We start from the raw sequence: 21,428 nt of genomic DNA, 5'->3' as shown, positions 1-21,428 counted from the left end.
GACGTGGGGCAGTGGGAAGTCGTCGTCGAGACTCGCGACCAGGCGGAGAGGCGTACACGGTTGCGCCGTCTTCACATTCGTCCTCGGTTCACGGACCGTGGTCTGCCGACCGTGCCAGGTACGCCTGGTTGTCCTGGATGAGGTGGTCCAGCGCGTTCCTGGCGGCGGCGAGGCCCTCGATGGCCTCGGACAGCCGGGCCCGCTCGCGGCCCATGATGTCCAGTGCCCGCCGCGCCCGGTCCTCGGTCGGCTCGGACATGCAGGGTGCCATCTCCGCGATGGTGCCGCTGGCCATGCCTGCTGCCAGGAACGCCTGTATGAGACGCACCCGCTGGACGTGCTCGTCCTCGTAGTGGCGCTGTGCGCTGGGCGAGCGGGAGCTGACGAGCAGGCCCTGTTCCTCGTAGTAGCGCAGCGACCGACGGCTGGCTCCCGTCCGGGCAGACAGCTCACCGATCCGCATGCCGAACTCCTCACGTGCTGCTGACGCACTTGCCCCTGACATTGATGTGAGCTTTTAGGGTAACTCCATGCTGAAGCTCATCTTCATGATCAACCGTGTCGAGGGAATGTCGTACGAGCGCTTCGTCGAGCACCACCGGGACCGGCACGCGCCGCTGTTCACCTCCATCCCGGAGGCGGAGCGCCACGTGCGCAAGTACACCGTGTCCCACCCGGTCCCCGCCGGGAACTACCCGCCCCGGGCCTACGACGGCCTGACGGAAATCTGGTTCGAGAACTGGGAGGACCACGACGCCTTCTTCGCCTCCGAGAACTACCGGACGCTGGTCAACCCCGACGAAGCACGCTTCATCGACATGGACTCGGTGGCCGTGATGGTCACCGAGGAGAAGAAGGTCATCTGACCGACCGACCGACCGACCGACCGACTGGACGGACGGGTGGAGCCCTGGCCGGGGCTCTGCCCGTCCGTGTTTCGGAGGTCAGACGAAGAGCGGGGTCGGGTTGAGGTCGTCGTACGCGGTGGCCTGCTGGAGGCGGCCCAGGGTCACCGGCACGTCGAACAGGCGGCCCGGTGCGAAGCGGGCCCAGAAGTGCCGCAGTCCCGGCACGATCACCTTCACCACCGGCAGGTCCAGGTCGGGACGCCGCTGGTCGAGCACCAGGAGTTCCAGGCCCCGGCTGCGGACCGACTCGGTGATGGCGTGCACGTCGTCCAGGAGGTCGAGGCGCTGCGGGGCGGGCCAGGACCCGGGGCCGCGCGGCGCCACCCGCGGGTCCGGTGTCAGGTAGGCCTGGTTGGCGAGCGTGGCGTGCCGCCACCAGCGTCTCGGCTCGGGATCCTCGATCCGGTACCCGGACCCGTCGGGCCGGACGTCGCACACCGCCGGCAGCAGCTGTCCCATCTCGGTCAGCGCCCGCCGCAGTGCCGTCCGCGGGTCGAAGTGGGCGCCGAACCCGAAGATGACGTCCTGGGCCGGTTTGTCGAGGCGGCGGGAGAGCGCCGCCATGACGGGGATGCCGAAGTCCGAGGTCAGGTCGAGGACCCAGACGTCCCGGTGGACGCGCCGGTAGCCGTGGCGCAGCCGTTCCACGTAGGGCTCGTCGAAGGCGTCCAGGTCGACCGACGGCTGCCGGGTGCGGTTGTACCACCACAGGGCGACCGCGTCCCGCTCGACCAGTTCGAGGAAACCCTGGAGGGGAGCGTCCTCGGGGCTGCTGCCGGCGGCGTTGCCGTTCGAGTCGGCCCACAGGCCGTCACCCTCACCGGCACCGTGCTCCGTGCTGGCCCCCGTCCCCGTCCCCGTCCCGCCGAAGTAGAGCATCGACGTGGGCAACAGGCGCTGGGTGTTGTGGGTCAGGGACCAGACGGGGGTCCAGTCGGTGGCCCGGGTCTCGTCGAAGGGGGCGCTGACGTGCTGGAAGCGGGAGTGGGCCGCGTTCCAGCGCTCCCGTTGCGCGTACTGCTGGTCCGCGTACAGCTGGCAGTCGTTCGGGTGCACGGCCGCCGGGCCGAGGCCGCGGTAGGAGTCCCGTACCACCGGCTCGTCGCCGTGCCGGGTACCGCTGTAGCGCTCCACCGCCTCGCAGAGGGCGCTGACCCGGGCCTCCGTCTCGGTCAGGCCCTTGCCGCCGCTGAGCGCGCGCAGACCGGAGCGCAGTCCGGCGAGCGTCGCGGAGCCCATCGCCAGGTTGTGCCCGGAGACGTAGGAGGTGACGAAGTCCGGGCAGCCGGGCGCCTGTCTGATCTCCTTGACGACACCGGTCACCGGGTTCACCAGATGACCGTACGCGCCGAGCATCTGCTGTGCCGTCAGCGCCCGGTGGCCGCCGCCCACGGTGACGGCCTTGAGGCGGGAGACCGGCCGGAAGGGAGCGCGCACCCGCCGGGCGACCAGCCCCGGATCCCCGCACGCCGGGCACTGCCGGCGCCGGCTCACCGGATGGGAGGCGGTGCGCAGCCGGACCGTGTCCATCGTGCGGATGTGGCCCTGCTCCGGATCGCGCACCCCGGCCAGCCACTTCGCCGTCTCCAGGACGGCGATCCCGATGGCGAGGGAGCGGCCCGCGGCCAGCGAGGCGACGGGACGGGGCAGCGGGCCGTCCAGCCCGAGCGCCCGCTGCACCGGCACCTCCGAGTGGCGGTGCCCGCGCAGCCGTACGGAAAGGCAGTGCCAGCAGGGCCCGTCGTCCGGGCGGAAGACCGGGCCGACCCACGGGTCCGCCCCGCACAGCTTCGCGAGCAGCCACGGTTTCCCGGCGGCCCGGTGCGCCGCGTCCACCGCGGCGAGCTGGGGCGACAGATAGTCGTCGCACAGGACGAGGGACAGGTCGGCGTCGCCGCCGGGCGGGGAGACCGCGATCCCCTCGGCCCGGCAGGCCCGCACCACGGGATCCCCCGCCACCCCGGGCAGCGCCTCGACCGCGACGGTGGCGCCCGCGACGGTGGCCGCGGCCCGGCCGCCGTCCAGGCCGATCAGGTCCCAGTACGCCTGGGCGGCCGGGTCCGTGTCCGGCGGTTCGGGTTCGTCGAACCGCAGCAGGCCCGCACCGTCCAGGGCCCGCAGTGCCGCCTCGGCGTCCGCCGCGCCCAGCACCGGGGCGGCCTCGCACAGCACGGCGTGCGGGCTGCGCGTCCCGTCCAGCAGCGGCACCAGGACCTCCGCGGGGTGCCCGTGCAGTGCCGTGACACCGCGACGTGACACCAGGTACGTCGCGTCGTCCGGCAGGACCGTGGGGCGTAAGTGGCTCTTGAAACCCACCAGGACGCCGTCCCGCTCAGCGAGCACGGGGGACCCGTCCTTCCGTGCGTCAAAGAGATTCACGCGTCGAGCCGTCCCGCTCTCCGCGTGGCGGCCGGAACGGCGCTCTCGGCCTGGATGCAGAACGTGGAGAGCGCGACCATGTGGTCCGCCACCGAGTCGAGCTCCTCGATCACGAGGGCGGACCGGGCGGGAACGGCGCTGTCGGTGCCGGCGGCACCGGCGGACTTCAGCTGAATGCCGGAGGAAAGCAGATTCATGTCCTCATCCCTTGGTGGTGTGCGACGGGTCTTTCTGTTCCTCGAGGTGCTCCGTGGTGCTCGGTGGTGCTCCGTGCTGCTCCGGGAAAGATTCTGCGAAGTCGGCCCCGCTGCGCACAGTGCCGGGTTCATCACTGCGAGATGAAGAATTCACGTGCGGCCGGAGGTGGCCCTTTAAGGCTCCGCTTGATCACGGTGATCCGTCCCGCGCCACGTGGCTACGCTCACCGGGACGACGCCCCTTTCGGCTTCCGTGCACGAGGTTCCGTACACGAGGAAGAAGGCCCCCGTGAATGCCGTGACCGCCGCCCCGCCCTACGGCCAAGTGCTCCGGCTCGAGGAGCTGTTGCGGGCCGCCCGCGTCCATGACGACGACGTGGACCACGTCCTCTTCCTGGCCACGCACCAGTCCTGCGAGATCCTCTTCGCCGTCGCCCTGCGCCACCTGGAGGAGATCCGCGCGGCCCTGGACGCGGGCGACGCGGACAGGGCCGTGCGCAGGGCGGCCCCGCTGCCGCGGCTGATGGACACGCTGACCCGGCACTTCGACGGTCTCGCGACGCTGACCCCGGCCGCGTTCGAGGACATCAGGACCGCGCTGGGCGACGCGAGCGGATTCCAGTCCGCGCAGTTCCGCGAGCTCGAGTTCCTCTGCGGCCTGCGCGACTCCCGTTACCTGACCACGGGCGGCTTCACCGATTCGGACCGCGCCCGACTCCGGGCGCGGCTGGGAGAACGCTCGGTGGCCGAGGCCTACCGGGACTTCGCCGACTCGTGCGCGGACCGGCCGGCCGCCGAACGGGTGCGGCTCGCCCTCCTGGAGTTCGACGAGGCCGCGGCCGTGTGGCGGGCCCGGCACGCCGTGCTCGCCGAGCGCTTCCTCGGTACGGCCGTGGGCACCGCCGGGTCGGAGGGCGCCGGCTACCTGTGGCGTGCCGCCCTGCGCCGGATGCTGCCCGAGGTGTGGACCCCGGTGCCGTGACCGGGCGCGACACGGCCCGCGCCGCCCTCGACCGGGACTACTCGCCCAGCTCGCGCGTGCTCGACCTGGACGTCCACCTCGCCCGGTACGCCACCGACAGCGCCCGGGCCCGCGCCGCCCTCCCCGTCCACCTGGACGTGCCCTGCGGGCCCCGGCCCGAGCAGCGGCTCGACCTGTTCCCGGCGCCCGACCCGCACGCCCCGCTGTTCGTCTTCGTGCACGGTGGCTACTGGCAGGAACTCAGCAAGTCCGAAGCCGCCTTCGCCGCCCGGGACTTCACGGCCGCCGGGATCTCCTTCGCGGCGCTCGGCTACGGCCTGGCTCCGCGCTTTCGCCTGCGCGCCATCACCGCGGCCGTCGGCGACTCGCTGCGCCGCATCCGCACCGGCCGGGCCCGCCTGCCCGTGGCCCCCCGGTCCGTGCACCTCGGCGGCCACTCCGCCGGTGCCCATCTCGTCGCCTGCGCCCTCCTCGACGCCGACGGTCCGCACCCGGCGAGGTTCGCCTCCGCGACCCTGGTCAGCGGCGTATACGACCTGGAACCCCTGCGGCACACCTACGTCAACGACGCCCTCGGTATGGACGCCGACGAGGCCCGCGAGTGCAGCCCGCTGCACCGCCTGCCCGCCCGGCTCCCCCCGCTCGTCGTGGCTCTCGGCGACAACGAGACCGACGCGTTCACCGCCCAGCACCACCGGTTCGTGGCCGCCGCCGGGGCGGCCGGTGCCGATGTGACCGGTCTGGTCGTACCCGGACGCCACCACTTCGACCTGCCCTTCGACCTCGCGGACCCCGGCACGGTGCTGGGCGCCGCCGTGCTGCGGGCCGTGCGCGACAACCGCTGACCGGTGAGTTTCGGCCGGGGCTTAACAGCGTGGCCGGGACGGCCGGACGATTCCTACGCTGGCGACTGCCGGAAGACCGTGCCCCAGCCCCGCCCCTCCCCGAGGAGTCCTCGTCATGGTCCGTGTGCCCCATCCCAGTGCGGTGTCCGGCGCGGTGCGCCCCGTCGCGGAGCCGTCCGTCGTCCACATGGTCGTACGGCACGTGCGGACCCGGCCCGACGCCGTGGCGGTGCGTTCGTCCGGGGGCGCCCTCACCTACCGGCAGTTGTGGCGCCGGGCGCTCGTCGTCGCCGCGGCCCTGGAGGAGGCGGGCGTCGGCGCGGGGGACCGGGTGGCGCTCATCGCCGCGCGCACCCCGGACACCGTCGCGGGAGCCCTGGCGGTGATGGCGCTCGGGGCGGCCTATGTGCCCATCGACCCCGAGCACCCCGGTGAGCGCACGGCCGCCGTACTCGCCGGCGCGTCTCCCGCCGCGCTGCTGCACTCGGGACCCGACGTGGCGGCGGGGCTGTCCGCCGGGTCCGTGCCGTTCGTCGACATCGCGGCCCTGCCGGACGCCGAGGCCCCCGACCGCGGCGCCGCGCTGCCGGGCCCGGAGGACATCGCGTACGTCGTGTTCACCTCCGGCTCCACCGGCACGCCCAAGGGCGTCCGGGTGCCGCACGCCTCGCTCGCCAACTACGTCTCCTGGTGCGGCGATCTGGTGGGGGCCGAGGGCACCGGCAGCCCGCTGTTCGGCAGCCTCGGCTTCGACCTGGCGATGACGTCGCTGTGGGTGCCGCTCACCCAGGGCCGCACCGTCGTGACCGTCGCCGGACTGTGGGACCAGGAGACGTTGTTCGGCGAGCGCCCGGAGAAGTACACGTTCGTGAAGATGACCCCGTCGCACGCCCGCTTCTTCGACGTCCTCGCGCAGCCGCCGCGCTACGACCGGGCGACGGGGCTGCTGATGTTCGGCGGCGAGGGCCTCGACCCGGCGCTCATCGCCTCCCTGGGCGACCGCCTCGAGGGGGTCAGGCTCGTCAACCACTACGGCCCGACCGAGACCACCATCGGCTGCTGTGCGTTCACCTTCGACCGTGCGACGCTGCCCGCGACACCGACCGTGCCGATCGGCCGGCCCGCGTGGAACACCCGGGCCTACGTCGTGGACGACCAGCTGCGGCCGGTGCCGCAGGGCAGCCCGGGCGAACTGGTCGTCGCGGGGCGGGCGGTCGCCGCCGGCTACCTGGGCCCGCAGCCTGCCGGCGAGCGGTTCATCGACGAGGCCGAGCTGGGCGGTCCCGCCGGGCGCGCCTACCGCACCGGCGACGTGGTGGAGCTGCGCCCCGACGGCACCCTGCTCTACCTCGGGCGCGGCGACGACCAGTTGAAGGTGAACGGCCACCGCATCGAACTCGGTGAACTGCGCCACCACGTGCTGTCCGTGCCGGGTGTCGCCGACGCGGTGTTCGACGTCGTGCGCGGCCCGATCGACACCCTGGAGCTGTTCGTACGCCCCGTCGCGGCGGGCGGCACCGAGGACCTGGCCGCCACCGTGCGGTCCGCGCTCGCGGCGGTGCTGCCCTCCGCCCTGGTGCCGGAGGCCGTGCACACCGTGCCGGAGATCGTCGTGAACGCCAACGGCAAGTGCGACGTGGCGGCGACCAGGACGCGCGTGGCCTGATCGGGGAGCCCTCGCGCGGCACACATCAGCGGGGAGTCAGCGTTTCGTCAGCGCGGGTCGAGATCCTCGATGAGCCCGGTGCAGGACCACCGGGCGATCGAATCCGACACGACCTGGAGTGTGCGACGTGGCGAACCCCTTTGACGACGCGGACGGAACCTTTCTGGTGCTGGTCAACGACGAGGGCCAGCACTCCCTGTGGCCCGCCTTCGCGGAGCGGCCCGCCGGCTGGACGGTGGCCCTCGACGAGACCTCGCGGGACAAGGCGCTCGCCTACGTGGAGGAGCACTGGACCGACCTGCGCCCGCGCAGCCTGCGCGGTCCCTCCGCCCACGCTGCGGCCGCCGACGTCCCGGCAGCCTGACGAGCCCGGCCGAATCGGGGCGTGAGGAGCAGCGGTGGCAGCGGCGGAATGGGCGATCGAGGCCGAGGGCCTGTGCAAGCGGTACGAGCGACACCAAGCGCTCGGCGGAGTCGACCTGGCGGTGCCACCGGGGACCGTGCTCGGCCTGCTGGGTCCGAACGGGGCGGGCAAGACGACCACGGTCCGCATGCTCGCGACCCTGCTCGAACCGGACGGCGGCCGGGCCCGCGTCGCCGGTTACGACGTGGTGCGCAGGCCGGCCGAGGTACGGCGGCGCATCGGGCTCGCCGGACAGTACGCGGCGGTGGACGACATGCTCACCGGGCGGGAGAACCTCGTCCTCATCGGCACGTTGACCCACCTCGGCCGGGGCGCCGCGCGCGCCCGGGCGGCGGAGCTGCTCGACCGGTTCGAGCTGACCGGCGCCGCCGACCGCCCGGCGCGCACCTACTCGGGCGGTATGCGGCGCCGGCTCGACCTGGCGGCCTGCCTGGTGGCGAGGCCGTCCGTCCTCTTCCTCGACGAGCCGACCACGGGCCTCGACCCGGTCAGCCGCTCCGGTCTGTGGGACGCGGTCAAGGAGCTGGTCGCGGACGGTGTGACCGTGCTGCTGACCACCCAGTACCTGGAGGAGGCCGATGTCCTCGCCGACCGGATCGCGGTCATCGACACCGGCCGTGTCATCGCCGAGGGCAGCCCGGAGGAGCTCAAGCGCACGGCGGGGGAGGAGCGGCTCGAAGTGGCCCTCACCCGGCCGGAGAACGTGGCCCGGGCCGCCGACGCGCTGCGTCGTGTCGGCGGGGGCGAGGCGACCGCGGACCCGGCCGACGGCACCGTCTCGATCGTGCTGAGCGACGGCATGCAGAGCATCGAGTCCGCCGCGGCGGCGCTGCGCCGGGCAGGCGTGGACGTCGCCGACTTCGCCGTGCGCCGGCCCACCCTCGACGACGTCTTCATCTCCCTCACCGGCAAGTCGGCCTAGCGGCCCTGTCACGGATCGGGCCGGTCCCGGCCCGGTCCGCGGGACAGGCCCTGGGCGACGGTTGCCGCCAGCAGCGTGACCACGGGGGCATCACCATGCAACGAATCCGCTTCACCCCGGCCGACTTCGCCCGGGTCCGGCTGAGGACGACCGCCGGCCCGCTGGTGGAGAGCGCCTTCGCGTACGGGCTGCTCGGGCGCGGCGTCGGCGCGCCGTTCGCCCGCTGGCGCAGCCAGGTCGGGGAGCGGCTGGCCCAGTGCCCGCTCCCGCTGAGCGGCGGCAGCGCCGCCCCCGGCCTCGACGGGCTGATCGACCTCATCGAGCGCAGTGGCCGCGCTGTCAGCACCGACCCCTTGGCCGTGCGGAGCACGCCGGGCCGGCACTTCCCGCCGGCGGCCGGCGATCTCTCGCAGGTGTGGCGGGCCGCCGTCGCGCCGTACTGGGAGCACGTACGGGCGTACCTGGAGACCGAGTGCGAGGCCCGCGGCCGCGTACTGATGGCGGGCGGGGTGGAACTGCTCCTGACCACCCTGCACTCCAAAATCACCTGGCGTGCCCCGGTCCTCGAGATCCACGACGGCCCCGACGAGGACATTGACCTCGACGGGCGCGGCCTGGTGCTCACTCCGTCCGTGTTCCTGGCCCACCGGCCCGGCCGGGTCACCCGCCGCCTCGCCGAGAACGGACCGGTGGTGCTCGCCTTCGCCGCGCCGCCCGACACCCATCAGGCGGCCGGGCTGTGGGACGAGCCGGACGACAGCGGCCAGTCGCTCGGCGCCCTGGTCGGGCAGACCCGGGCCGCCGCGCTGCACGCCCTGCGCAGCAGTTGCACCACCAGCCAGCTGGCGGACCGGCTCGGCATCTCGGCGGCGGGCGCCAGCCAGCACACCGCGGTACTGCGCAGGGCGGGCCTCATCACGACCCGCCGCATCCGCAACACGGTGCTGCACACCCTGACCCCTCTCGGCGTCGCCCTCCTCAAGGGCATCTCCCCCCGCCCGGCGACACCGGCCGTCGTGGGGGACCCGGCCCGCCGCCGCCCGGCCGGCCCGACGGTGCGCCACCGTGACCCCCGCCAGGTGACCGGCCTGGCGGCGAGCAGCACTCCCGCCGCCTGAAGCCCGGCCCATCTCTGGTGGGCCGGTGACACCGATACGGCGGTGCCCGGCACGGAAATTCGTGCCGGGCACCGCCGTATCGAAGGGTCGGGAGTGCCGTTACTCCTTGATTCCGGCCATGTCCCCGGGGCGGCCCCGCAGGACCGCGCCCGCGGCCAGCAAGGTCGTCATCAGGGTCAGTGCCGTCGCCCCGGCCACCACCGCGACGAGAATCCACGGTGAGCCGCCGGGCACCGCGGTGCCGAGGACGCTCATGCTCAGCGGCACCAGCGTCGCCCCGGCGACCAGGAGACCGAGGATGACACCGGCCAGGGCCACCAGGGACGCCTCGACCGTCATCATCTGCAGCACCTGGCGGCGCGTGGCCCCGATGAGACGCTGCAGCATGAACTCCTTGCGCCGCTCGGTCGTCGCGAGGACCTGCGTGTTGATCAGGGCGAGCGTGGCGTAGCCGACGACGACGCCGAGGACCAGGTACGCCATCCACGCCTGTGTGTCGTCCGCGTCGGCCTGCGCCGCCTCCAGGACCTCCCTTCCGCTGACCTGGAGGCCGGGCTGCTCCTTCGTCAGCTCGGAGAGGGACGCGGTCAGCCGGGCGGGGTCCGTGCCGGCGGCCGCGCTCACCAGGATCTGCGGGACCAGCCCGCCGTCCGTGTGCCCGACGAGCAGCGACGCCGGAACGAGCGCGGTCTCGTACCCGCGCCGCCCGTCGACCGTGGCGACCAGCTTCAACTGGACCTGGGTGCCGTCACCGAGCCGCATCGGGACCAGGTCGCCCAGCTCACGGTCCTCGGCGTACCGGGCGGGCAGCACCACCGAGTCGCCGCTCAGGTCGGCCAGGCTGCCCGACGCCGCACGGTAGGCGGTCGTGCGGTCCAGGCCCTGGTGCGTGACGCCCAGCATCGACAGCTCGGTGGGCTGCGGGCCCGTGTCCTCACCCTCGCTGGGCCGCATCGGCTCGTCCGGCTCGATGTAACCGGTCGTGGGGATCTGCGCGGACGCCGCCGCCACCCCCGGCTGCGTACGGACCGTGTCGACGAGGTCGAGCGGCAGACCGCCGGAGGCCGACGTCACGACGACGTCCGCCCGCATGTTCTCCTCGAACGCCTGCTTGGCACCGTCGGACTGCGTGGTCTGCATGTAGATCAGGCCGACCGCGAGCCCGCTCGCCAGCATCACCGGCATCACGGCCGAGGCCAGACGGGCCGTGCGGGCCCGCGCGTTGTGCGCCGCGAGTTCGCCGGAGAGCCCGGACAGCTTGCTGACCGGACGGCGCAGCGCGGCGACCATGGCACGCACCACGACGGGTCCGAGCAGACCGAACGCCGCCGCCCACACCATCGCCGCCGGAGTGGCGACCCCGGCCGCGTCCGGCCCCGCCGAGCCCGCGGTGCCCCAGGCGAGGGCCGCGCCCCCGGCCAGGCACAGCAGCCCGACGACCAGCCGGAAGGCGCTGAACCAGCGGCGTTGCAGGGTCGCCTCGGCCAGCGCCTCGGTCGGCTTGGTGCGGGCCGCGCCGTGCGCCGCGATGTACGCCGCGCCGACAGCGGTCAGCAGCGCCGTGCCCACCCCGGCGATCACCGGCCAGGAGCCGGCCCGGTACGCGATCGACTCCGGTACGACGCCCGCGCCCGCGAACGCGTCCAGCAGCCACTGCCCGAAGCGTGGCCCGGGGACGGTGGCGAGGCCGGTGGCGACGACCGCGAGGAAGAAGGTCTCGCCGAGGACGAGGCGGCGCAGCTGCCCCGGTGTCGCACCGATCGTCCGCAGCAGTGCCATCTCGCGCTGCCGCTGCTGGATGGAGAGGCCGAGCGTGCTGGCCACCACGAACACGGTGACCATCGCCGACAGACCGCCGAACGCGGCGGCGAGCGGGATCAGGTCGCTGCCGTCGGCCACCACACCGGGGTCTTCGGCACGGCCCCGCTCGTCCCCGGTCAGCACGGTGATGGGCGAGCCGTCGACGACCTCGCGGACCGCGGCGGCGACCTTCTGCGGGTCGGCGCCGGAGGCCGGGAAGACGCCGATGTTGTCGGTCGTGCCGACGCGGTCGGCGACCCGGGCGGCCTCCGCGTCCGCGAGGAAGACGTCGCCGCCGTCGTCAGGACCGGTGGCCAGGCCGGAGATCCGGTAGTCGTGCTCCGCGCCGTGGACGAGGAGCCGGACGCGGTCGCCCGTCCTCAGCCCCGCACCGTCCGCCAGCTCCCGGCCCAGGACGATCGTGCCGTCCGCGGCGGGTGCCGCACCCTCGGCGAGCCGGTAGGAGGAGAGTTTGGTCGAGGACCAGCCGTGGCCGGTGACGGAGCCGCCTTCGGACAGGGCCGCCGGGAACGACAGGTCCCGTACGGCCTCCTCGACACCCGGGACCTTCGCGATCCGGTCCGCCAACGCGGCGTCCATGTGGGACCGCTCGGGGAAGACCAGCTCCTGCTGGGTGTAGGCGTAGCGCTGGTCGCCGGAGACGACGATCGGCGCGGCGGACAGCCGGTGCGGCGGTGCCGCGTTGTGGATACCCGTCTCCAGGAGCGCGCCGGAGCCGATGACGATGACGGCGCCGAAGAACAGGGCCACGAACGAGGCGATGAAGCCGCTCTTGTGGAAACGCAGCGTGCGCAGCGAGATCCGGATCATCGGTGCACCCCGTGTTCCGGCCGCTGGATCGCGAACGGGTCGCTCCACGTGCCCAGGCTCTGCATCTGCTCCGTGACCTGCTCGACCGTCGGACCTTCGAGCGTGCCGATGAGCCGGCCGTCGGCGAGGAAGACGACGCGGTCGGCGTAGGCGGCGGCCACCGGGTCGTGCGTGACCATCACGATCGTCTGCCGCGCCACGTCCACCGACTGCCGCAGCAGCGTGAGCACCTCGGCGGCGGTGCGCGTGTCCAGGGCGCCGGTCGGCTCGTCGCCGTAGATCACCGCCGGCCGGGTGACGAGCGCCCGTGCGATGGCGACGCGCTGCTGCTGCCCGCCGGACAGCTCACCGGGGCGACTGCGCCGCCGGCCCGACAGACCGACCTGTTCGAGGACTTCGTCGACCAGGGCCTTCTTGGGACGGGTGCCCGACAGGCGCAGCGGCAGCGTCACGTTGTCCACGACGCTGAGCGCGGGAAGGAGGTTGAACGCCTGGAAGACGAAGCCGATGCGTTCGCGGCGGAACTTGGTCAGGGCCTTCTCCCGCAACGAGGCGAGGTCGACCCCGTCCAGGTGCACGGACCCCGACGTCGGCCGGTCGAGGCCCGCGGCGCAGTGCAGGAAGGTGGATTTGCCCGCCCCGGAGGGGCCCATGACGGCGGTGAACGTGCCCCTCTCCAGGCTGATGCTGACGTTGTCGAGGGCCGTCACCCGGTTCTTCGGGGCGCCGTAGAACCGGGTGACGGAATCGAGGCGGACGACTGGCTGGGTGTGCGGGTCCTGTGTCCCGTTCATGGGTGTCCTTAGGGCGTGGAAAAGGCAGGGCCGGAGCAGGGGGTGCGGGGCGTGCGACGGGGAGGCGGCACGCCCCGCACCCTTGGTCGGGTGGTCAGCTGGTCGGGGGCCAGGCGGCGAACTGCCGCAGCCCGTACAGGAGCGGGGGCCGCCCGCTCGGCCGGCGGATGCGTCGCACGCGTCCGTATACGGTCGTGTGGTCGCCCATGCGCTGGGTCAGGGCCACGGCGCAGTCGGCGATGGTGTGCGCGTGCCGGGGGAGATGGGGTCCCGCGGCCTCGGCCGTCCGCTCCCAGTGCGTCTTGCGGAACCGTTCGGAGTCCCCCGAGGCGAACAGTTCGGCGAGGCCCCTGGCGTCCTCGTGCAGCAGGTTCACGGTGAACTCGCCCGAGGCGAGGACGGCCTGGAGCGTGGGGCTGCCCTCCCGCAGGCACACCAGGAGGGTCGGCGGGTCGAGCGCGACACTGCACACCGACGAGCACGTCATGCCGCGCGGAGTGCCGTCGAGGTCCTCCGCGGCGATCACGGCCACCCCGGTGGGGAAGCTGCCCATCATCACGCGGAAGTCGTCGGACCGGGCGGCCGTGGCCGCCGTCGTGCGGACGGTGGACTGGGTCATCGGATACCGCCTTCTGCCGCCACGGCGACCGGAGGGTTCGGGGTGGGTGGTTCGGGATCGCCCGCGCCGCGGTCGAGAAGGCCGAGGAGCGGGCCCGTCACGGCGGTGGTGGCCACCGCCATCACAGTCAGCGCGAGCACCAGGGGAGCCGTGAGGACGCCTGCGGCGAGCCCGGCCTGGAGCATGATCAGCTCGGTGAGCCCGCGCGCGTTCATCAGCACGGCGATCCGTCGGGACGCCGCGGGTGGCTGACCCCCCAGGCGGGCTCCCAGGTAGCCGCCGATCCCCTTGCCCGCACAGGCGAGCACGAGGGCCGTGACGACCAGCGTCCAGGAGAGCCGGGAGAAGGCCTGGTTGAGCACGGTGACTCCGGTGACGACGAAGAACGCCGGCACCAGCGCACGCCCGGTCCGGGTCAGCGTCGCGACCATCGGCGACCACGGGGTGCCGTCGCCCGTGGGGATCGCGAGCCCCACCAGGGCGGCGCCGAGGATCGCCGTCATACCGAGGTGCTCCACCGCCGAGGCCACGGCGAGCGCCGTCGCCCCGAGCACCACGGTGGCGGTCCGCGGCCGGCCCGCGCACGCCTTGCGCACGGCCGGCACCCGCAGCCCGTACCGCACGGCGAGTGCCCCCGCCGCACCCGCCGCGATGCCGAGGAGGGAGTGCAGGAAGCCCGTCGCGCTGCCGGCTCCCAGACTGATCGCCAGCATGCACAGCAGCCAGCCGACCGCGTCGATCGCGACGGCCGCGGACAGCGCGAGCCGCCCGGCCGACGTGTGGTTCATGCCGCGGTCGGCGAGGATGCGGGCCATGACGGGGACGGCCGTGATGGACATCGTGACGGCGACCATCAGCACGAACGCGGCGGTGGGCGCGGTCCCGCGCACCACCGGGTCGTCCTCCAGCAGCACATACCCGGCGAGCAGCGCGCCCGCGCACAGCGGCGGGACCAGCGAACCGGCCGCCACCCAGGCGGTGGCGCGCCGCTCGGTGCCCGAAGCGGCCCGCAGTTCATGGGCCAGCCCGACCAGGAACAGCACGAGTCCGGCCTCGGTGACGACTTTCAGCGCGTCCAGGGCGGAACCGGGCAGCACCGCGTCGAACGTGTCCCGGCCGAACAGGTGGAGCACGGCGGGCCCGGCCAGCAGACCCACCACGATCTCGCCGATCACCCCGGGCTGGCGCAGCCGGCGGGCCAGGCCCCGGCCCACCCGGGCGAGCAGCAGAATCGCGACCAGCAGCGCCGCCAGGTGCGCGGCGTGGCCCAGCGGTTGCAGGGAATCCATCGCGCAGGACCCTCCAGCCGTCGTCGTCAGTGTTGGGCGGCGAAATAGTCGTACGCCTTCGGCAGCGTCTCGGTCAGTCGGCGCGTCTTGTCCCGGATCGCCGCGAACTCCCGCTCCGCCGCACCCGAGTCGGCCAGGGAGAGGGCCGGGGAGTGCTTCAGCTCGATGCCGCCCATGCCGAGCAGGACGCACATGTACGAGTAGGCCGGCAGACCGTGGTAGTAGGGGAAGACCGTCTCCGAGTCGGGGACCTGGGTCTTCCACTTCTCCAGACGGGCCGCCAGCCCGTCCGGTATGCGCCGGGTCTTCGCGTCGCGCCAGTACTGCGTGTCGTTGCGCTTGGCGGCGACGTAGTGCAGCACGAGGAACTCCCGTATGCCGTCCATGACATGGGCGACCGAGTCGTTGTAGAGGTCCCGCTGGACGGGGTTCCAGGACTCGTCGGGGAAGTACTTGGCGAGCTGCTCGATGGCGTGGTGGATGAAGAAGATGCCGGTGGACTCCAGCGGCTCGACGAAGCCGCTGGACAGGCCGATCGCGACGCAGTTCTTGACCCAGGAGCTCTCGCTGCGGCCGATGCGCATCCTGATGTGGTTGGCCTCGACGTCCGCCGCGGCCGGGCCGACGAACTCGCGCAGGGTGCGCTCGGCCTCCTCCGGGGACAGGTAGTCCTTGGCGTACACGTAGCCGGTGCCGATGCGGCCCATCAGCGGGATCGTCCAGATCCAGCCGGCGTCCTGGGCGGTGGCGGTGGTGCACGGAAGGATGCCGCGGGACTTCATGTCCTGCGGGACCTGGAGGGCGACCGCGCTGTCGTTGGGCAGGGTGTCCGCGTAGGAGACGAACGGGACTTCGAGGGCCTTGTTGAGGAGCAGCGCGCGGAACCCGGTGCAGTCGACGAACAGGTCGCCCTCCACGTCGCCGTGCTCGGCCGTGGTGACACCGGAGATCCAGCCGCGCTCGTCCAGGCTGACCTTCTGGACGTCGTCCGTGATGTGCTTGACGCCCCGCTCCACCGCGTACGTCGTCAGGTACTTGGCGAGCAGCGCCGCCTCGAACTGGTAGGCGTAGGGGAACTGCGTCTTGCCCTGGTGCTCGACCATGGTCAGGCCCTGCATCTCGTCCGCGCCCTCGTCGAAGGGCTGGTCGATCAGGGTGCCGTCCAGATGGCGGGGGCTGAGCCCGGCGTCGATGACCGAGGGCATCACGAAGCAGTCCTGGTCGAACCGGTCCGTGGGGCCGTCCTTCAGCCACCAGTCGGTCAGCGGGAACCCGTTGACCGACCGCATCTGCTCGAAGGGGTGGTAGAAGTAGTGGCCCTTCTCCCGCCAGTTCTCGAACCGGACCGCGAGCTTGTACGTCGCGTTGCACGCCGGCATCCAGTCCTTCTCCTTGAGCCCGAGGAACTCGAAGAAGTGCCGGATGTCGCTGAACGTCGCCTCGCCGACCCCGACCGCACCGACCTTGCCGGACTCCACCAGGGTGATGTCGATCCGGTCGCCGAACGCCGCCTTGAAGTACGAGGCCGTCATCCAACCCGCGGTTCCGCCGCCGACGATCACAAGTCTGTTGAGCATGGGGTGACTCCTTTCGCTGACCGACTTCCCGTACACGGGAGGAGCCTAGGAATCAGCCACAGAGCACAACAGGTTGTTAAGTCGGCGCTGAAACACGCCGGTTGAACCGGTCCGCCGGCGGGTACACCCCGGCGTCAGCGAACCGTCAGTGAGGTTCGGCATTATGCCGACGTGCCGCACGCGCAGCAAGGGGTACCGAGTGCGTGCGCGTACTCGGCGACCGCGTTCGGGCCCCGGCCATACCTCCCGGGCGCTCGCCGGTGGCGCGAATGGTATTTCCCCCGACCGGTGGACAGAGGCGATATTGGGCCATCCAACCGACGAATACGGGGGCGTTCGCACATGGACCCAGTAGGCATACAGGTTCTCGGTTCCGTCTCGGTGCGCCACGGCGGCAGGCAGCACACCATGGTGTCGAAGCGCCTGACGGCGATCTTCGCCCTGCTCGCACTCTCGCCCGGCCGCACGATCCAGGCCGACCAGCTGGAGGACGAGCTGTGGGAGGGCCGCACCCTCACCAACGCACGCAACGCGCTCCAGGCCGGCGTCGGCCGGCTGCGCAGGCATCTGGGGTCGATCACGGGCCGGCGCGGGGACGAGCTGATCCGCACCGTCGGCGGCGGCTACCAGCTCGACGTTCCGGCCGGCGCGGTGGACGCCCACCGCTTCCGTGACCAGGCGCGCAGCGGTGCCGACCTGGTGGCCGGCGACCCCGCCCTGGCCGCCGTCGTACTGGAATCGGCCCTGTCCCTGTGGCGCGGCCCCGCCCTGAGCGACGTGCACGACGGACTCCGGGTGCGCATCGCGGCGGCCGACCTGGAGGAGCAGCGGACCACCGCGTACGAGGACCTGATCACCGCGCGCCTGGCGGTGGACCCGCACCGGATCCCCCTGCCGGAACTGCGCCGGGCGGCCGCCGAGCATCCCGAACGGGAGCGGCTGAGCGAGCTGCTGATGCTGACGCTCTATCACGCCGGCCGCCAGGCCGAGGCCCTCGACGTGTTCCATCGCGCGCGGCGCAGACTCGCGGACGACATGGGACTCGAACCGGGCCGCGCACTGCACCGTGCCTATCAGGCGATCCTGGAACAGGACGCCAGACTCGGTGAACCGCGACAGGTTCTCGCCCATCGCTGAGGTGTCACTGAAGGAATACTGACGAACGGCAGAATGGGGCTGCCACTCCCCGGTCTCGCGGCTACGTTGGATTACCAGTGGAACTCCGCTCGTTCCGGTCCCCGAACTCTCGAAAGGGTCCCGGAACGGGCGGATTCGATATGTCCGCTCGGGGATTTAAGGCGGCTCATGGACATCGAACTCAGACATGCGCGTGTCGTCGTCACCATAAGTGAAGCCGGGAGCATTTCCCGCGGCGCGAGCGAACTCAATCTCCCTCAGCCGAGCATCACCGCCCAGCTCAAGCGCATCGAGAGAGCCGTCGGCGGCGAACTGTTCGTGCGCTCCCGCAGCGGTGTCACGCCCACTCCTCTGGGGGAGCGGCTGATCCCGTTGCTCGGCGACCTCGTGCGGCGGGCCGACGAGGTGACCGCCCAGGCGAGCTGTGCCACCGCCGGTCAACTGCGCCTGGGCAACACCGAATGGACCCCGCCCGCCCTCGGCGACACCCTGCAGAGCGTGCTGCCCGGCACCACCGTCGCGACCGAAACCCTCTCACCCGCGGCCGCCGTGGCGGGTGTGCGCCGCGGCTCGCTCTCCGTGGCCCTGGTGCCGGGCCTCGCCCTCCAGCCGGGCACCGCGTCCGACGCGGCCGATCCCGCCGTCGGCAGCGAGATCGTCGTACGCGAGCCCGTCTGGCTCGCGCTGCCCGCGCACGGCGAGCGGTCCGGGCGCGCCTGGGTGCGCTACTCGCGGCACCACTGGCTGCACACCGTCGAGGAACGGCTGCTCGACCGGCCCGGCCGGGCCGGCCCCGACACGGTGCTGCACCAGGTCAGCACGCAACGCGAGGCGATGACGTGGGTGCACGACAGCGGAGCCGCGGCCCTGGCCACGCCCTCCGGCGCCACCGCCGACGTACGCCTGGACCCGCTGCCGGACACCGAACTGGTCGACATGCTCCTGGTGTGGCGCCGCGGCGCGGTCACCGAGGAGACCCTGCGCCGCCTGGTGCACGCGGTGCGCGACTACTACTGCGCGTACGCGCGCACGCTGCCCGGCTACTGGGAATGGCTCGTCGAGCACCGTGCCGAGCTGCCCGAACTGCGGCCGCACCTCGCACGGTCCGCAGGAGCACAAGACCCTGGGGCAGAGCCTGTCAGCGTGTGGTCAGCCGCGCGTCAGTGAGGGGTCAGCGCGTACCGCCAGCATCGTAGGCATGACAACAACGAACTCGCTCAACGCCGAGGACCGCGCCAGGATCAAGGAAATCATCTGCGACGTCCTGGAGATCGAGCCGGAGGACATGACCGGCACCAGCCGCTTCAAGGAGGACCACGAGGCGGACTCGATGGGCGCCATCGAGATCCTCTCCCAGCTGGAGCGGACCTTCGGCGCCGACATCGACCAGGCCGAACTCGCCCGCATGGTCAACCTGGACAGCGTCGTGACCGTGGTCGGCGAGGCCGTCGCGGCCCAGCCCGCCCGGGCCAACTAGCCACCGCCGCCTGACGGACACGACGGGAGCGCACGGTGTACGACGAGGAGCAGCAGGCGCGCCGGGTGGTCATCACCGGACTCGGCGCCGTCACCAGCATCGGGCTCGGAGCCCCGGCCTTCCTGGACGGACTGAGGTCCGGCCACAGCGAGGTCAAGCCCATCACGGCCTTCGACACGACCGGCTTCGCGCATGCCAACGCGTGCGAGGTGACCGACTTCGTGCCGGCGGAGTGGATCCACCACGTCGAACCCGAGGAACTGGGCCGGGCCACCCAGTTCTCCGTCGCCGCGGCCAACATGGCCGTCGCGGACGCCGGTCTGAGCCTGCCGGAACTGCGCGAGCGCAGGGTGCTGGTCTCGGTCGGCACCACCGACGCCGAGTCGCGCGACCTCGACACGCTGGCCGGCATCCAGCTGGAGGAGGGCCCCGAGCACTTCCCGCCCGGCCTGGCGCGCCGGGCGCAGGCCGGTCACCTCTCCCTCGGCATCGTCCGGGAACTCGGCCTGGAAGACGTCGAGGCCCTGACCATCCCGACCGCCTGCGCCGCGGGCAACTACGCGATCGGCAGCGGCTTCGACGCCATCCGGCACGGCGAGGTGGAGGCCGCGCTGTGCGGCGGCGCCGACGCCGTCTGCCGCAAGACCTTCACCGGGTTCTACCGCCTGGGCACCATCGCTCCCGAGGTCTGCCAGCCCTTCGACATCGACCGCAAGGGGATCCTCACCGGCGAGGGGGCGGGCATCCTCCTGCTGGAGAGCATGGAGTCCGCCCTCGCACGCGGGGCACGGATCTACGCCGAGGTGCTGGGCTACGGACTGAACTGCGACGCGCACCACCCCGTCTCGCCCGACCGGGACAGCCTCGCCCGCTGCATGGAGATCGCGCACCGCAACGCCGGCGTCGCCCAGGACGACATCGACTTCATCTCCGCGCACGGGACGGGGACGCGGGCCAACGACGCGACGGAGACCGGCGCGATCCGGCAGGTCTTCGACACCCCGCCGCCCGCGGTCTCCATCAAGTCGATGATCGGCCACTCCATGGGGGCGGCCAGTGCGCTGGCGGCGGCCGCCTGCGCCCTCGCCATCACCGAGAACTTCATCCCGCCGACCGTCAACCACCGGGAGACGGACCCCGAGTGCGGACTGGACTGCGTGCCGAACGAGGCTCGCCCGGCCGTCCTGAACGTCGTGCAGAACAACGCGCTCGCCTTCGCGGGCAACAACGCCGTGCTGATCCTCGGCCGCGCGGACCGCACGCAAGGCACTGACCGTGCGACACGCACGCACCGCACGGAGCCCGGCAAGGAGGCCGCGTGATGTCGTCCCTCGTCATCTCCGCCTGGTCGGCGATCACCGCCTTCGGCGTCGGCAACACCCCCCTGCGCGACGGGCTCGCCCAGGGCCGCGACGCCGTGGCCCCCCTCGACCGCGACGTCCACGACGTTCCCTACCGGCGGGCCGCCCTGGTGCCCGACTTCACCGCCGCCCGCCACCTCGGCAAGAAGGGCGTGCGGACCATGGACCGGGTGACCGCGCTCGCCGTCACCGCCGTCGGGGGACTCGTCGAGACCGTGGCCGAGGAACACGCGGAGCGGTCCGAGCAGACCGCGCTGGTCCTCGGCACCGGCTCCGGCAGCGTCCAGAGCATCATGGACTTCACCAGGGACTCCCTCTCCGGAGAGCGCCCCTACCACGTGGAGGCGGCCCGCTTCCCGAACACCGTGATGAACCGGGCGGCCGGACAGAGCGCCATCTGGCACCGCATCAAGGGCCCCAACGTCACCGTGGCGGGCGGTTCGCTGACCGGCCTGCTCGCCCTCAGCCACGCGCTGCGGCTGCACCGGGGCGGACACTGCGCGCGCGTGCTCTGCGGGGCGGCCGAGGAGTTCTCCACCCAGCGCGCCTGGCTGGAGTGGCACGGCAGGGCCGACGAGGACCGGGAGGCCCCGCTCGGCGAGGGCGCCGCCGTCCTCCTGGTCGAGACCGCCGAGGACGCCGCGGCGGCGGGCCGCACCGCCCTGGCCCGGGTCGGAGCCGTCCGCTTCCGTGCCCACCGGAAGGCCGACGGCCTGCGCGAGGCGCTCACCGGGTGCGTCCGCGACGCGCTGGACACGGCAGGTGTGGCGCCCGCGGACGTCCGGTACGTGGCCCCGCTCGGGGGCGGCGGCAAGCTCGCCGCCGAGGAGGAGCAGGCCGTCACCGACGCCCTGCCCGGCGCGCGTCCCGAGTGGACCCGGCTGAGCGAACGCGTCGGCGACACCTCCGCCGCGGCCACCGCGCTCCAGCTGGCCGCCGTCCTCGCCACGGCCGGCGAGCGGGGCCTCGGCCCCGGTGAGGCGGCCCTGGTGACCGGTGTCCAACGAGACGGCCAGGTCGGCTGCGCCGTGCTGGCCGGGAGCTGAGCCGTGCGCACACCCGCCACCGAACGCGCGGACCCCCGCCGCGGAACCTCCAGGAG

General features: G+C 72.8%; 20 protein-coding genes. 12 read left to right on the top strand and 8 right to left on the bottom strand.

Translation table 11 applies throughout. The features are described 5' to 3' along the window. Nucleotides 1-88: 88 nt before the first annotated feature. The gene (locus ACZ7MF_RS35325) at nucleotides 89-463 is read right to left on the bottom strand and encodes a MerR family transcriptional regulator (protein WP_471482269.1); all 375 of its coding nucleotides are present in this window, start codon (nucleotides 461-463) and stop codon (nucleotides 89-91) included. Nucleotides 464-530: 67 nt separating this feature from the next. Between ACZ7MF_RS35325 and ACZ7MF_RS35320 the strand changes: the two genes are divergently transcribed. Beyond that, nucleotides 531-866, top strand: coding sequence for an EthD domain-containing protein (locus ACZ7MF_RS35320; protein ID WP_471482268.1), 336 nt, complete (start codon nucleotides 531-533; stop codon nucleotides 864-866). Between the two features lie 78 nt (nucleotides 867-944). Here ACZ7MF_RS35320 and ACZ7MF_RS35315 read toward each other — a convergent pair whose 3' ends face one another. Together ACZ7MF_RS35315 and ACZ7MF_RS35310 are read right to left on the bottom strand one after the other, a co-directional pair. Next, nucleotides 945-3,251: a TOMM precursor leader peptide-binding protein gene (locus tag ACZ7MF_RS35315; RefSeq protein WP_471482267.1), complete on the bottom strand. Its 2,307-nt coding sequence runs from the start codon at nucleotides 3,249-3,251 to the stop codon at nucleotides 945-947. A gap of 32 nt (nucleotides 3,252-3,283) precedes the next feature. Further along, nucleotides 3,284-3,484, bottom strand: a complete 201-nt coding sequence (locus ACZ7MF_RS35310; RefSeq protein WP_361014936.1) for a hypothetical protein — start codon at nucleotides 3,482-3,484, stop codon at nucleotides 3,284-3,286. Nucleotides 3,485-3,773: 289 nt separating this feature from the next. Between ACZ7MF_RS35310 and ACZ7MF_RS35305 the strand changes: the two genes are divergently transcribed. From ACZ7MF_RS35305 to ACZ7MF_RS35280, 6 genes are all read left to right on the top strand, one after another. Next, on the top strand, nucleotides 3,774-4,466 hold the full coding sequence (locus ACZ7MF_RS35305) for a tryptophan 2,3-dioxygenase family protein (protein ID WP_471482266.1): 693 nt from the start codon (nucleotides 3,774-3,776) through the stop codon (nucleotides 4,464-4,466). Further along, nucleotides 4,463-5,311: an alpha/beta hydrolase gene (locus ACZ7MF_RS35300; RefSeq protein WP_471482265.1), complete on the top strand. Its 849-nt coding sequence runs from the start codon at nucleotides 4,463-4,465 to the stop codon at nucleotides 5,309-5,311. Before ACZ7MF_RS35305 ends, ACZ7MF_RS35300 begins: the two co-directional genes overlap by 4 nt. A 115-nt stretch (nucleotides 5,312-5,426) precedes the next feature. Further along, nucleotides 5,427-6,977, top strand: a complete 1,551-nt coding sequence (locus ACZ7MF_RS35295) for an amino acid adenylation domain-containing protein (RefSeq protein ID WP_471482264.1) — start codon at nucleotides 5,427-5,429, stop codon at nucleotides 6,975-6,977. Nucleotides 6,978-7,104: 127 nt separating this feature from the next. After that, a complete protein-coding gene (locus ACZ7MF_RS35290) occupies nucleotides 7,105-7,341 on the top strand; it encodes an MbtH family protein (RefSeq protein ID WP_471482263.1) in 237 nt (78 codons plus the stop codon). Nucleotides 7,342-7,375: 34 nt separating this feature from the next. Next, the gene (locus ACZ7MF_RS35285) at nucleotides 7,376-8,323 is read left to right on the top strand and encodes an ATP-binding cassette domain-containing protein (protein ID WP_471482262.1); all 948 of its coding nucleotides are present in this window, start codon (nucleotides 7,376-7,378) and stop codon (nucleotides 8,321-8,323) included. A 95-nt stretch (nucleotides 8,324-8,418) separates the two neighbouring features. Next, a complete protein-coding gene (locus ACZ7MF_RS35280) occupies nucleotides 8,419-9,441 on the top strand; it encodes an ArsR/SmtB family transcription factor (RefSeq protein WP_471482261.1) in 1,023 nt (340 codons plus the stop codon). Nucleotides 9,442-9,540: 99 nt separating this feature from the next. Here the strand turns inward: ACZ7MF_RS35280 and ACZ7MF_RS35275 are convergent, their stop codons facing one another. From ACZ7MF_RS35275 to ACZ7MF_RS35255, 5 genes are all read right to left on the bottom strand, one after another. Next, a complete protein-coding gene (locus tag ACZ7MF_RS35275) occupies nucleotides 9,541-12,072 on the bottom strand; it encodes an FtsX-like permease family protein (protein WP_471482260.1) in 2,532 nt (843 codons plus the stop codon). Then, entirely contained in the window at nucleotides 12,069-12,866 is a 798-nt protein-coding gene (locus ACZ7MF_RS35270) for an ABC transporter ATP-binding protein (RefSeq protein WP_471482259.1), read from the bottom strand. The genes ACZ7MF_RS35275 and ACZ7MF_RS35270 overlap by 4 nt, the downstream gene beginning before the upstream one ends. Before the next feature lie 94 nt (nucleotides 12,867-12,960). Beyond that, a complete protein-coding gene (locus tag ACZ7MF_RS35265) occupies nucleotides 12,961-13,485 on the bottom strand; it encodes a flavin reductase family protein (protein ID WP_471482258.1) in 525 nt (174 codons plus the stop codon). Further along, nucleotides 13,482-14,774 (bottom strand): cation:proton antiporter, encoded by a 1,293-nt coding sequence (locus ACZ7MF_RS35260; RefSeq protein WP_471482257.1) that lies wholly within the window; start codon nucleotides 14,772-14,774, stop codon nucleotides 13,482-13,484. Before ACZ7MF_RS35260 ends, ACZ7MF_RS35265 begins: the two co-directional genes overlap by 4 nt. A 26-nt stretch (nucleotides 14,775-14,800) precedes the next feature. After that, nucleotides 14,801-16,351: a tryptophan halogenase family protein gene (locus ACZ7MF_RS35255; RefSeq protein ID WP_471482256.1), complete on the bottom strand. Its 1,551-nt coding sequence runs from the start codon at nucleotides 16,349-16,351 to the stop codon at nucleotides 14,801-14,803. Nucleotides 16,352-16,759: 408 nt separating this feature from the next. Here ACZ7MF_RS35255 and ACZ7MF_RS35250 point away from each other — a divergent pair, with 408 nt between their 5' ends. The 5 genes from ACZ7MF_RS35250 (at nucleotide 16,760) to ACZ7MF_RS35230 (ending at nucleotide 21,372) form a co-directional block, all read left to right on the top strand. After that, entirely contained in the window at nucleotides 16,760-17,488 is a 729-nt protein-coding gene (locus ACZ7MF_RS35250) for an AfsR/SARP family transcriptional regulator (RefSeq protein WP_471482255.1), read from the top strand. 168 nt (nucleotides 17,489-17,656) lie between these two features. Beyond that, on the top strand, nucleotides 17,657-18,655 hold the full coding sequence (locus ACZ7MF_RS35245) for a LysR family transcriptional regulator (RefSeq protein WP_471482254.1): 999 nt from the start codon (nucleotides 17,657-17,659) through the stop codon (nucleotides 18,653-18,655). Nucleotides 18,656-18,686: 31 nt separating this feature from the next. After that, nucleotides 18,687-18,965, top strand: a complete 279-nt coding sequence (locus tag ACZ7MF_RS35240; RefSeq protein ID WP_471482253.1) for an acyl carrier protein — start codon at nucleotides 18,687-18,689, stop codon at nucleotides 18,963-18,965. 35 nt (nucleotides 18,966-19,000) lie between these two features. Next, nucleotides 19,001-20,287 (top strand): beta-ketoacyl-[acyl-carrier-protein] synthase family protein, encoded by a 1,287-nt coding sequence (locus tag ACZ7MF_RS35235; RefSeq protein WP_471482252.1) that lies wholly within the window; start codon nucleotides 19,001-19,003, stop codon nucleotides 20,285-20,287. Then, nucleotides 20,287-21,372 (top strand): beta-ketoacyl synthase N-terminal-like domain-containing protein, encoded by a 1,086-nt coding sequence (locus tag ACZ7MF_RS35230; RefSeq protein WP_471482251.1) that lies wholly within the window; start codon nucleotides 20,287-20,289, stop codon nucleotides 21,370-21,372. The genes ACZ7MF_RS35235 and ACZ7MF_RS35230 overlap by 1 nt, the downstream gene beginning before the upstream one ends. Nucleotides 21,373-21,428: the final 56 nt, after the last annotated feature.

It is taken from the genome of Streptomyces sp. NPDC111628 (assembly GCF_055635195.1).
This window is presented reverse-complemented; position numbering and strand designations above follow the sequence as displayed.